This window comes from Pantoea sp. USMM079 (assembly GCF_037153115.1).
Classification (GTDB): Bacteria; Pseudomonadota; Gammaproteobacteria; order Enterobacterales; family Enterobacteriaceae; genus Pantoea; species Pantoea communis.
In genome coordinates this window covers 905,040-917,406 of sequence record NZ_JBBCKX010000001.1, presented here as the reverse complement: position 1 = coordinate 917,406, position 12,367 = coordinate 905,040, and the positions used below count along the sequence as shown (strand labels likewise).

General features: G+C 57.6%; 11 protein-coding genes. 6 read left to right on the top strand and 5 right to left on the bottom strand.

All coding sequences use genetic code 11. From position 1 onward, the window contains the following. Positions 1-2: 2 nt before the first annotated feature. Positions 3-1,157 carry an efflux RND transporter periplasmic adaptor subunit gene (locus WFP70_RS04330; protein ID WP_337022706.1) on the bottom strand — a complete coding sequence of 385 codons (1,155 nt, stop codon included), beginning with the start codon at positions 1,155-1,157 and terminating at the stop codon, positions 3-5. A 295-nt stretch (positions 1,158-1,452) separates the two neighbouring features. On the opposite strand from WFP70_RS04330, the gene WFP70_RS04325 reads away from it, so the two are divergent. The 3 genes from WFP70_RS04325 (at position 1,453) to WFP70_RS04315 (ending at position 2,592) form a co-directional block, all read left to right on the top strand. Further along, a complete protein-coding gene (locus WFP70_RS04325; protein ID WP_034827340.1) occupies positions 1,453-1,800 on the top strand; it encodes a helix-turn-helix domain-containing protein in 348 nt (115 codons plus the stop codon). 88 nt (positions 1,801-1,888) lie between these two features. Beyond that, a complete protein-coding gene (locus WFP70_RS04320; protein WP_034827338.1) occupies positions 1,889-2,323 on the top strand; it encodes a ribonuclease domain-containing protein in 435 nt (144 codons plus the stop codon). Between the two features lie 2 nt (positions 2,324-2,325). Continuing rightward, a complete protein-coding gene (locus tag WFP70_RS04315; protein ID WP_337022705.1) occupies positions 2,326-2,592 on the top strand; it encodes a barstar family protein in 267 nt (88 codons plus the stop codon). Here the strand turns inward: WFP70_RS04315 and WFP70_RS04310 are convergent, their stop codons facing one another. From WFP70_RS04310 to WFP70_RS04295, 4 genes are all read right to left on the bottom strand, one after another. Further along, positions 2,593-4,965, bottom strand: coding sequence for a virulence factor SrfC family protein (locus tag WFP70_RS04310; RefSeq protein ID WP_337022704.1), 2,373 nt, complete (start codon positions 4,963-4,965; stop codon positions 2,593-2,595). Then, on the bottom strand, positions 4,962-7,934 hold the full coding sequence (locus tag WFP70_RS04305) for a virulence factor SrfB (protein WP_337022703.1): 2,973 nt from the start codon (positions 7,932-7,934) through the stop codon (positions 4,962-4,964). The genes WFP70_RS04310 and WFP70_RS04305 overlap by 4 nt, the downstream gene beginning before the upstream one ends. A 2-nt stretch (positions 7,935-7,936) precedes the next feature. Continuing rightward, a complete protein-coding gene (locus tag WFP70_RS04300; protein ID WP_166931321.1) occupies positions 7,937-9,280 on the bottom strand; it encodes an SrfA family protein in 1,344 nt (447 codons plus the stop codon). Positions 9,281-9,431: 151 nt separating this feature from the next. After that, a complete protein-coding gene (locus WFP70_RS04295; RefSeq protein ID WP_337022702.1) occupies positions 9,432-10,610 on the bottom strand; it encodes a benzoate/H(+) symporter BenE family transporter in 1,179 nt (392 codons plus the stop codon). A 97-nt stretch (positions 10,611-10,707) separates the two neighbouring features. On the opposite strand from WFP70_RS04295, the gene WFP70_RS04290 reads away from it, so the two are divergent. The 3 genes from WFP70_RS04290 to WFP70_RS04280 all read left to right on the top strand — a co-directional run bounded on the left by WFP70_RS04290 (position 10,708) and on the right by WFP70_RS04280 (position 12,339). Continuing rightward, the gene (locus WFP70_RS04290; protein ID WP_166931318.1) at positions 10,708-11,253 is read left to right on the top strand and encodes a helix-turn-helix domain-containing protein; all 546 of its coding nucleotides are present in this window, start codon (positions 10,708-10,710) and stop codon (positions 11,251-11,253) included. Positions 11,254-11,341: 88 nt separating this feature from the next. After that, positions 11,342-11,767, top strand: coding sequence for a MarR family winged helix-turn-helix transcriptional regulator (locus WFP70_RS04285; protein ID WP_097117213.1), 426 nt, complete (start codon positions 11,342-11,344; stop codon positions 11,765-11,767). A 17-nt stretch (positions 11,768-11,784) separates the two neighbouring features. Further along, positions 11,785-12,339, top strand: a complete 555-nt coding sequence (locus WFP70_RS04280) for an isochorismatase family protein (protein ID WP_337022701.1) — start codon at positions 11,785-11,787, stop codon at positions 12,337-12,339. Positions 12,340-12,367: the final 28 nt, after the last annotated feature.

Sequence of the window (12,367 nt, the reverse complement as noted above, 5' to 3'; positions counted from 1 at the left end):
TATTATTGAGCGGAGCGCATTGCCACCGGCTGAGCTTTCACCGGCATGCCAGGCATGAAGACTTTCTGCAGGCCATTGACGATCACTTTGTCACCCGGCTTCAAACCGGATTGCACAATGCGCAGGCCATCAGCCAGCTCGCCAGCCTGAATATCGCGACGCTCGGCTTTACCCTGCGCATCGACCACATAAACGTATTTACGATCCTGATCGGTCAGCACCGCTTTATCGTCGATCAACAGCGCGTTAAACGCGGCGCTGCCGGGTAAACGCACGCGGGCAAACAGACCTGGGGTGAACTGACGTTCATGATTATCCAGCGTGGCACGCATGCGAATGGTGCCAGTGCTGGCGGTGAGTTGGTTGTCGAGGAAGTCAACGGTGCCACGATGCGGATAACCTTGCTCGCCGGTCAGCGCGATTTCCACCGGCAGCGAACCGCGATTTTGTCCCTGACGTGCCATCGCCTGATACTGCAGATAGGTGGCTTCATCGACGTCGAAATAGACGTAAATACGATCCTGCGACACCAGCGTGGTCAGCACGCTGGCACTGTCACCGGCGGTCACCAGGTTACCGGTGGTGATCATCGCGCGGCTGGCACGGCCATCAATCGGGGCAGTGACGCGGGTAAAATCGAGATTCAGCTGCGCCATATCAACGGCGGCCTGCGCGGAGAGCACATTGGCCTGCGCCTGACTCGCTGCAGAACGACGCTGTTCCCACTCTTCACGGGATACCACATTGGTGCCAATCAGTTTATCGGTGCGTGCCGACTCACTGCGCGCCAGCGATGCCTGACTGCGCGCGGTCGCGAGTTCAGCTTGTGCCTGCTCTAACGTCGCGCGATAGGTGCGGTCATCAATGGTAAATAGCACCTGACCCTTTTTCACGTCATCGCCTTCGCGATAGTTAACCTGATCGATATAGCCGGAAACGCGAGGGCGCAGTTGCACACTTTGCACCGCTTCAAAGCGACCATTGAAGCTATCCCATTGGCTGACTTTTTGTTCGACCACCTGCGCGACACTCACTTCGGGCGGCGGTGGCGGGGCGTTTTGCGCCACACCCCGATCGCAAGCGGCCAGCAGGCTTCCCAGCAACATCACTCCTGACAGGCTTACTGCCCGACGAACCCCATATGTTTGCAGATGCATTGTTGTTATTCCGCGTTGGTGTGAAAAAAGAAAGGACATGTACGAAAAATCTGCAACTTTTAAGATTGCATTAAAACGCGATGAGTGTAGGCTGCTGCAAACTGCATCTGCAAGAATATCTGATACACTTTATGTGCTGTTTTGATCAATTCGTTTCAGCGGGGGAAAGCCCCTACGGCGAGTGCGGCATTTAATGCAATAATAAAACTTGCATTAAATGTCATAGTCAGTCACCCTTAAAGTGTAATTGCAACTGATACTGATACTGTTCGTTAAGGCGACGGGAGAAAATGGGATGATGAGCGACGCATTTATTCACGATCTGATCGACTGGATTGATAACAACATTGAAGCACGTCTGGATCTGGACACCGTAGCAGGGCGCGCCGGTTATTCGAAATGGCACCTGCAGCGTATGTTCAAAGAGCACACCGGCTACCCGCTGGGCGAGTACATTCGTAATAAGAAACTGAAAAAATCGGCGGACCGTTTAACGACCACCAACGAACCGATCCTTAATGTGGCGATTTCACTGGGGTTTGATTCGCAGCAGTCGTTTAATCGCAGCTTCAAACGTCAGTATGGCGTGGCGCCAGGCGCATGGCGTCGACATGCCGTGCCAGCCGCGAGTGCGATGCAGTAACACCTCCGCCAGGGCCAGCCATGCTGGCCCGCGTTCTTCTTCACGATAATCCTGCTATTATCGGCGTCCTGCACTTCGGGATGTCACTATGTCAAAGAAACTCTGGATTGGATTACTCCTCGCGCTGGCCGCCACATGGGCCGGACTGAAACCGCATTTAGGCGGTAAAACCGCTGCGCACAGCGCTGACATTGCGCAACTCACCGATGCCAATACCGTCGCTCGCTGGTTACAGCAGCACCATAAACTGCCCGATTTATACCTCACCAAAAACGAAGCCCGCCGTCAGGGCTGGAACCCGAGCAAAGGCGACTTGTGCAACGTATTGCCTGGCCGCGCGATTGGTGGCGATCGTTTTAGCAATCGTGAGCAGCGCCTGCCAATGCAACAAGGAAGGCAGTGGTATGAAGCCGATGTGAATTACGATTGCGGTCACCGCGATGCCGATCGTCTGCTTTACTCTTCAGATGGGCTGATCTTTCTGACCACCGATCACTATCGCAGCTTCAAACAGGTGAACTAACCATGTTGATGCTCTCTTTTGATTTCCAACAGTTGGCCGATCGCCAGGCGTTTTACCGTGAGTTTGTGGCGCAAAGCGGCTGCAGCGGGGAGTTTGGCTGCAATCTGGATGCACTGTGGGATTGGCTGACAGGCGGGATTGCGTTGCCGGCTGAACTGCATTTACGTCATGTTGCACTGGCCAGTGAGGCGGAATTTGCACCGGTGCTGGCGCTGATGGAAGAAGCGGCGCAGCAGCTGCGAGGCGAGCTGCGCCTGATTCAGGACTGATTACGCGTGCAGTGGCAGCAGCAAAATAGCCAGCATCTGACGGGCATTGGCGGGCAGGTCGCTGCCGCCGGTATAGCCGTTGTTTTCCACGATGACCGAATTTAATCCCACCAGCCAGTCATAGATATAATACGCGGTATGATTGGCGGGTGCGGCTGACAAACGTGTTAAACGTTGACCTGGCGAGAAGCTCACGCTCGGCGCAGGTGGTCGGGCGAAGATGGTTTGTCCGCGATTAACACGACTCTCAGGCCGCTCGCTCTCCGGACGCTGCAGGAAGCCGAGCCAGGCGACAAAATCACCCAACACCGTCATCGCGCGCGAGACCTGACGATCGGTACGCGCTTCATGCGCGCTGGCCTGCGCATCCGGTTCGTTAAGCGCGCTTTGCAGCTTACTTAATACCTTCAGGCGGAAGCTGGCGGTAATCAGCTCTTCTACCAGCAATTCCATGGTCGGCTTATCCACGTTCAGCAGCGTCAGCAAACTCCGGCTTTCCGGCAACTGTCGCAGATGTTCAAGCCACAGCGCAAACACCTGCTGCGGGAATTGCTGATCGCGCTGGCCGCTGCTGTTACGCGGTTCCGCAGGGGCCACCGGTTCATCTTTAAACAGGTCAAACTCAAAGCCAATACCAAAATAGCTCTGCTCAGCCGCAGCGGTTTTCGCGCTGTGCTGCACGACAGTGCCGCTGCTCTGGCTCAGCCACAGCTGACGCACCGCTTCGCGCGAAGGCTGCAAGCGCTCCAGCAGTTCGCCGTGCAGGCCAGTGCGATGTTGCAAGCATTTCAGCAAGTTATCGGAAATCGCCTGCTTGCGTGCCGCCTGTTCTGGCGTGGCAGTGGATTCGGTCCACGGTTGCAAACGCTCTACCAGCTTTTGCTGCAAAGTGCTTAATTGCTGGGCCAGACGATCACGACGTGCTTCTGGCTGCATTTCATCCTGCAACCAGCTGCCCATGCGATCGACACCGGCACGATCGAGTGCCAGCATGGAACCCCAGCTCTGTCCTGGTTGCCCGATCTGACGTTGTACGGCTTCATCAACATTAATCTGCTGCTGCTGATAGCGCGCATCGTGCGGGGTAATCGCCCAAATCAGGCGTGGCTTCTCGCCGCTGGCCGCTACGGTTTGATGGATATGCCATTCACGCAGTGCGTTAACCGCAATGTCGGTATCCTGACGCTGGCTGGCGGCGGTACAGATCAGCATAAGGTCGATGCCCTGACGCGCGGCATACAGTCCCGGCAGCAGTGCGCGTTTCTGCTCCAGCAGTGCCGCGCGCAGAGGATCGCGTTTGCGCAGCTGGGCTAAATCTTCTTGCTGACCCACGTCGGCAGGCTGGCCGGGCGCTGGCAGCTCCAGCATATCGGCTTCGTCATACAGTGCCTGACGCGGCGTTGAATTCAGCGGAACGGTGATTTCAAGCGTCAGCAACGCCAGCAGGCCCAACGGCACCTGCTGTGGTTTAGCGACACGATTGGCGACAATCGGGCAGACTTCAATCATTTCCTGCCAGTCGGCATCGTTGCTGATCAGTTTTTCCGCAGGCAGCGAGGCGTCATCGGTTAACAGGCTCAGAGGTGCCAGCAGGCGCGGTGCCTGGCGCAGCTGATGACGCAGGTGCATCAGATTACGCAGCTGTTCGTTGAGTGCCACCTGATTAGGCCACAGCAACGCAAACAGCTGAATGCGGTCATCGACGTTTAACCACGGAGCAAGTTCCACCGCCTGTGGCCAGAAGTGACGATCGAGTACCTCGGCGTGACGATGCTGGCGGCGGCTCCACGCCCACAATGTAATCAAAGCATCGCTGTCGAGGCCCGGCTGCGGCTCGTCCTGACGATGGCGCTGTAAACGCTGCAGCGCGGCATCGATCACCGCACTGTCTGGCTGTGCTTCAGTTTTGGCACAGGCCAGCACCAGACGAATCAGCTCCACGTCATTGAGCAGCGTCATCTCCAGTGGCCAGGCGCTGGACTGGGTTTCACGCTGGTGGCTGAAGCGGGTGGCAATGGCAAAATCGAGATTGCCGGGATTGATGTTCTGGAAATGGTTCACAATTCTATCGCCCAGACGCGCCATCAGTTGGCCCTGCGCATCGCCCACCATTTCACTCAACAGCCAGGCTTTGCCCGCCTGTGACTGGCCAAACATCGCCAGCGTCACCGGACGTGCCAGTTGACGCGCCAGCGCATGACTTTCCACGCGCGCGCGGCGCAGTTGCAGCCGCAGCGTATCCGCTTCCAGTGCCAGACGCGGTGCCTGCGCCTGATGGGTTTCAATCCAGTTCAGTGCGCCGTCCAGCGTCTCCTGCATCAGGCTCAGACGTTTGGCGGGCGTAACAGAGGTGGCTCTCTTGGCAGTTCTCATCGTTTGCAGACGCTCCCGCTGTCAATCCAATACTGCGCGTTGGCATTGCCGGTCGCAGACAGCGTATTCAGTTTCAGACTCAGTTGTTCAAGCGGCACGCGAGTGCCGTCATCCATGCGGGCATCGCTCAGCACCAGACGCTCCGGACCAAAGTTGTCCGGCCCCGGCTGTACCGCCAGCTTGATACGCAGGATGCTTTCGCCGGCGACTTTACGTGCCAGATGCGGATCGGTGATGCTCAGACTGTACAGCGGTGAAGCTGGCCAGCGGTCATTATCCAGCTGACGGAAACCGAGGCAGACATTGCCGCGAATGCGGAAGCTGCTTTTACGATCCAGTGCGAAATCCCCTTTGTCGAGGTCGATCTCGCTGTAACACAGGTTGTCATCGCTCAGCGTGGCCGTTTCATCCAGCACGCCGAGATAGCGAATGGTGGAGTAAGGCTCGAAATCACCCGCACGGAACCAGAAGCTGCTGAGACGCAGATCGAGCGCCAGCAGGCACAGCATCGCGCCGACGGCAGCAGTGGATTTCGGGTTATCAATGCGGCCTTGTTTGTTGAACGGATACCAGTCGCTGGTGTGATAGCCTTCCAGCGACAAAATACGGCTGCCCGGCAGCGGCTGCAGATGGCGTACCAGTGCCTGAATGCCGGGGAAGCGCGAAGGACGGCCGGTTAACAGCAGTACATCGCACTGATACAGCGACACCACTTCGCACATGGCACGCAGGGCCGGGATTATCGCCATACGATGCTGCAGGAACTCACCGTGCAGCTGCGCCATGCTGACCACCAAAGGCACATCCAGCAGATCGAAGCGGTTGTCGCCGCCCAGCGTGCGCTGAATCTCACCGTTAACAAACGCCAGCACGCTGCTGGCCGGTTTTTGTGGCACCAGCTCACCGAACAGCGCATTGATTTCGCTGTGGCTGTCGAGCGGATCCCAATTTTCGTAGCGTTCCAGCACGGCCTGCGCCAGCGGGATGAACAGCTGCAGGGTGACTTGCTGACGCAGCGTGGCTTGCCCATCCATGCGGCTGTCGTGACCAAACAGCTTGTTCATCAGCGGTTCAGCCAGCGTCAGCCCAGCCTTCTGCAGACTTTGTTGCAGTGCAGGCAGAATCCACAGCTGAATCACATCCAGCAGAATATCGTCGCCAGCGACTTTAAAGCCTTCACGGAACAGCAGGCGCGGGGTGATTTTAACGTTGTTACCCTGGCCGTCATCGAGACGATATTGGGTGATGGCCAGATCGGTGGTGCCGCCGCCAATATCGATAGAAGCGATGCGCAGGCTTTTGCCCGGTACTTCGTCGACTTCACGTGGACGATCCGGACGCGCCATGCTGCTGAAGAAATCTTCCGCACGCCCGGCAAAGTTCACCTGGGTTTCATTGAACAGCCACACCATTTGTCCGCAGGTGGCTTCATCCCATTCCATCTGCACATCCGGCACCGGGCGCAGGCTTTTCGCCTGACTCTGCACGCTGAAATCTTCCTCAGCCGGATGCCAGCCTTCGGCTTTCCACACCAGCGCGATGGCTTCCTGCATGCGACGACGGAAAATCTCGCGTTCCGGTTTCGGCATCGCGGAAGGCAGCGTGAGGATCACATGACGCAGCTGGCGCGGAGCCTGGCTCTGCGGCATGCGCTGACGCTGTGCCACGCTGTTCATCTGCATCATCGCCTGAGCCAGCAGCTCACACAGCATAAAGGTCATCAGCGAACTGCGGCTGTAGCTGGCAGAGAACACCGGCAGGCGATCGTCTTCCGCCAGCGCGTGCAGCGGCTGGCCTTCGTCATTCAGCAACAGGGTGAAAGGCAGCGCAGTTGCCTGTGGCTCATCACTGCTGCCATGGGCGTTAAAGCGCCAGCCTGGCTGATAACGTGCTTCATCCCACAGATAACGGCGCGGGCTGGAGAGACCGGTGCTGCCTTCTGTGCCCGCGCGCAGCAGTGCAAGACGGCTGGCTTCACGGCCAACGCGCGTCAGCGATGGCCACATAAAGGCGTTTTCGCGGCCGCTTTCCAGCGAGAAGTTTGCTTTACCAAAGCGGGTTTCTGCGAATTCGAGACGGCTGTCAAACAGCTCGTTGTAGACCTGATGTGGCTCAGAAAGGTCGCGCAGTTGCAGTTCGTAAGTCTGGCGCAGTCCGTTGCTCTCTTCAGCGTGGTCTTCCACCAGAATGCCGCAGGTGTGCGAGTTACCGACGTCGAGGATGATATCGACATTCACCGCCGGGGTTTGCAGCGAGGTGGCCTGAATGTAGATCTCGGCCAGATCCAACTGCTCACCCAGCAGCTCCAGCAGGTTGAGATAGTGTGCCTGATACTCAAACTCACGCAGCGCCTGATTCAGCTCCTGCTCGCGGCGAGATTCCAGCGCGTTGACCTGCTGAGTAAAGGTTTCACGCAGCCAGCCATCCACCCAGGTGTGGTCCAGAAACTCACCCAGTTCATAGTTGTGCCAGGCAAGGGCGAAACTCACGCCGTTTTGCGCATCGGCTTTGCTCAGACCGTGCTGTTCGCCGCCGTCCTGTTCCGGCACGATACGGGTATCAAACGCCAGCGTAATGCGATGGGTGTTACCTGCGGCATCGGGCTGTGCCAGCGGTGCCAGGTGCAGGCGTGCCCAGTTATCCGGGCCGCCAATAAAACGGCGACCGCTGGTGCAGCGCAGCACCGGCAGCGGCAGCCACTGGTGTGCCAGCAGCGTTAACGAATCTGCCAGTGCAATGTCCGACTCGGGACGTACCACCTCTGCTGCACCGCCATCTTCGGGATAGAGCAAAAATTTGCCGCTGTTACCGTCCACGTTCAGACGCAGCAGCGGACCGTTAGCGGTTTGACGAACGAACTGGCGGCGCGACTGCAGGGCAGGCAGACGTAAGCCAAAATCGAGAAACTGCACACCGCTATCTTCAATCAGCGTGATTTTTTGTTTGTCATCGATGAGGGGAGCCAACATGTTTACTTACTCTCACGCTTAATCGTCAACGGGAAGACCTGATCTGCGCCGTACTGCGCAGTACAACTGGCAATGCCATCACCGGCTTTACACACCAGTTCCGGCATGCGGTAGCGCGATTTGTCGCTGCAGGTCGCAGTATAGCGGCTGCGAACCACCATGGTGCCGTCCACCGTCATTGCGGCAGTCACATCGGCTTTACAGCGGATATTGTCGCCCTGTGTAATGGTAGCGATGCCTTTACCGTTACGCAGCTGGTAACGCAGGCTCGGTGGCTTACCGGTTGGCAGGTTAGTTTGTCGTAATATGACGCGCCAGGTGCCGTTGATAAACTTCACGGAGCCAATACGCGCATCTTCGGTAGTCATCACCAGGTCATCAGCCTTAGCCGGTTCCGTATGTTCAGCAATCACCTCAGGCGGCGCAGGTGGCGCGGCAGGCACAGGCGCAGCGGTGACGGTGGCGGTTTTTTGTGGCAGCGTGGCGGCCAGTTTCTCAGCTTTCGCGACCACTGGCGGTGGCGTGAAAACGGGAGCCGGTGCATCGGCAACCTGGGCAGGCGGTGTGGCTTCAGGCGCTGGGCTGTGCAGCCAGAACGCTACGCCAGCCGCAACCACGGCGGCAACCGGCAGCAGCAATGCCAATGGACGCAATGCGGAAGGGCGGCGAACAGGCGGCTGTTCAACTTTAGGCTCAGGCTCAGGTGCGGGTTGTGGCGCTTCGGGTTCAGGCTGGGCGATCTCAACGGGCTCTTCCACCACGGGTGCAGCCACAACGGCAGGCACTTCAATCAAAGGCGCAATAACCGGTGCCACGATAACCGCAGCCGGTGGTTCTGGCAGCAACGGCGGTAAATCCTCCTCCAGACTGTCGCGCAGGCAGGCCAGTGCGTCATCGCGTGAGCGCGCCTGCGGATCGACAAAGCCCCAGAAGGTGATGACGGGTTTGCCATCAACCAGATAAACATATTGCTGATCCGGGAACTGCAGCGTCTTGCTCAGTAGGGCACCAAACAGGCGCATCGCCGGATTCTCCGCGTCACGCGCGCGTAGACTTGCAGCCAGTAAATCCTGCTGATTGAGCGTTAGGAGTTCCAGCGCTTTTTGCCGCTCATGATCGCTGGCACCGCGCCAGGATTTTACTTTGCCGTTAAAGGGCGCATACCAGTCGAGGCGGTCTCCGCGCTCGTTGGCCTGGGGAATGGCGAGGCAGTTTGCCAGCGCCGTCTGGCGACGCAAACGCAGTGTTTCACGGATTTGCAGGGCAGAAGCCCAGACCGGCTGGCCGTTTTCACCCAGTGCCAGTACCGAATCCAGATTGCCGCTGCGCAGAAAAGTTTTTGCCACTCGTAGGGCCCTTATCGGTGGTTGCCTGAAGCAAAACAGTGTGTAATTGGCGATGCTGGTGATCTTAAGCCAAATGCAGGGGAATCAAACGGCTGATAAAGGGGGAAAAACAGGGTGTTTTTCCCGCGTGTAAGCGTCGGTTGCTGAAATTTTAAGCGCGCGAGCGGTGGCTAAGCACCAGATGGGTGATCATGCCGCCGATCAATCCCCAGAAGGCTGAACTAATGCCGAGCAGGGATATGCCACTGGCGGTGATCAGAAAAGCGATGATGGCGCTGTCACGGTGATCCGGTTCAACGAGTGCGCGTTGCAGACTGCCGGAGAGGGTAGCCAGTAGCGCCAGCCCGGCCAGCGTGGCGATCAGCACCTGCGGCAAGGCACTTAACAGAATGGCAATCAGCGCGCCGGTAAAGCCAGTCAGCAGATAGAAAATCCCGGCAATCGCGGAGGCCATCCAGCGTCGTTTCGGATCGGCATCCACATCCTCTCCCATGCAAATGGCAGCGGTAATGGCCGCTATGCACACCGAAAAGCCGCCGAAAGGAGACAAGATCAGCGCAATAAAACCGGTCCAGCCAGTAAGAGCGGAAACCGGCGGTTGGTAGCCATGCGCCTGTAAGGTCGCAATGCCCGGTGCATTTTGTGAGGCCATGGTGACCAGAAAATAGGGCAATCCAACCCCAATCAGCGATGCCAGCGTGAACTGCGGCATGATAAATTCCGGCACGCTCAGCGTCAGAGCATGCGGCGGGAAATGAATCGCCTGCTGACCCACCGCCACCAGCACGCCAGCGATCAGCGCCAGAATGATGGCATAGCGCGGCAGCCAGCGTCGGCTTAACAGCCACACCAGACACATACTGCCGCACAGGGCGAAGTTGCCTTGTAAACCGGTAAAGGTGCCAATACCGAAGCGCAGCAAAATCCCCGCCAGCATTGCCGCGGCCAAAGATTGCGGAATGTGGTTCATCAAGCGGGCAAACAGTCCGGTCACGCCACTCAGTACGATCAGCGCATTGGTCGCCACAAACACGCCGACCACTTCATTTAAGGTCAGGCCCTGCACGCTGGTGGCCAATAGTGCTGCGCCCGGCGTAGACCAGGCAGCCAGAATCGGCATGCGTGTCCACACCGAAAGACCGAAAGAGGCGAGACCCATGCCAATGCCGAGCATCGACAGCCATCCGCCGATCTGTTCCGGCGAGGCGCCTGCAGCCTGAGCGGCCTGGAAAATCAATGCGGCAGTGCTGCTGTATCCCACCAGCACCGCAATAAAGCCGGAAACCAGCATAGGGAAAGAGAAAGCGTTGCGCGAAGTGGCGGTGATCATCGATTTGCATCCTGCTGTACGTTATAACGCACACTATTGCACGAGTGTGTTATAACGCACAAGTGCTACACTGCGCGCGAATTTGCCAGGAGATAGCATGGAAAATCTGCATCAACATTTGAGCCAGGCGTTAAAACAATTGCGCCAGGCGAACGGCTGGAGCCTGACACTGGCAGCGGATCGCACCGGTGTCAGCAAAGCGATGTTGGGCCAAATCGAACGCGGTGAATCCAGCCCGACGGTGGCGACATTGTGGAAAATCGCCACCGGTTTCAATGTGCCTTTCTCGTTTTTTGTTCAGGGTAGCGATCAACCGCCGGGTATCGCCGCGACGTTTAGCCAACCCAATGCGCAAATGCAGGTGAAGCCGCTGCTGCCATATGATGCCGCGTTGCGTTTTGATCTGCTGGAAGTCACGCTTGCTGGCGGTGCACAAAGCGACTCTTCCGCACACGAAAGTGGCGTGATTGAGCAGGTGGTGGTGCTGGAAGGTGAGCTGCTGCTGTGCGTGGAGGGGACCTGGCGTCGTCTGCAAAGCGGCGAAGCGCACCAGTTTGCGGCGGATGTCGCGCACAGTTATCGCAATCCCCTCAGCACACCTCTGCGTTTTCACAGTTTGATTCATTACATCAAGCGGCCCTGAGTGCCAATTACAAATTGATACGAAGGTAAACTACACAGTTTGCCTTCGTATTTATATACTCGCGCTTCATCAGTAAGGAGAAGGTGCCATGAGCGACCTGAATAGCGCGGCTGCGACTCTACGCAGCGTGAATGGCAAACTGGCGCGACGTCTGCGCGAATCGGCCCCACCGGGCGATCTTACCTGGCCGCAGGTTTCTGTGTTGGGTTATCTGGTGCGCGATGGCGCGATGACGGTAACCGAACTGGCCGGGTTAGAAGGCGTGCGCAGTCAGTCGATGGGTGCAACCGTTGCCAGCTTGCAGGCGCAGGGACTCGTGAAAGGGGAAGCCGATCCGCTGGACGGCCGTAAAACCCGCTATCTGCCGACCGAAAGCTGCCTGAGGCTGATCGCCGCCAATCGTGCACAACGTGATGACTGGCTACTCCAAAGCATGGCAACCACGCTTAATAGTGCGGAGCAGAAAATTTTAATGGCCGCTATTCCCTTACTGCAACGTATTGCCGACCAATAATCCTGAGAGGAATTCCCATGGCTTTAACGACCTTAGACGCAAAAACCGCCCTGATTGTGATTGACCTGCAGCACGGCATTGTCCGTCTTCCTGTTGCGCCTTTGTCAACCGATGTCGTGGTTGAGCGTTGTGCACAACTGGTTGAGGCGTTTCATGACAAAAACCTGCCGGTGGTGAAAGTGAATGTCGCCGGTGGCGCACCAGGCCGTAACGAGCAGGCGCGTCATAGTGGCGAACTGCCAGCCGACTGGGCTGTGCTGGTGCCGGAAATGGCGCTGAAAGCTGATGAGATTGCCGTAACGAAGAAGACCTGGGGTGGTTTCCACAACACGGATCTGCACGATCAGTTGCAGCAGCGTGGCATCACTCAGGTGGTGGTGTGCGGTATCGCCACCAGCATTGGCGTGGAATCCACTGCGCGTCAGGCTTACGAGTTAGGTTACAACGTCACGCTGGCAACAGATGCGATGACTTGCCTGAACGCCGATACTCATCAAAACAGCGTTGAGCGTATCTTCCCGCGTCTGGGCGAAACCGGCTCAACCACCGACGTGCTGGCTCTGCTGAAGTAAAACGACTGGTCAGGTATGCACATGCACT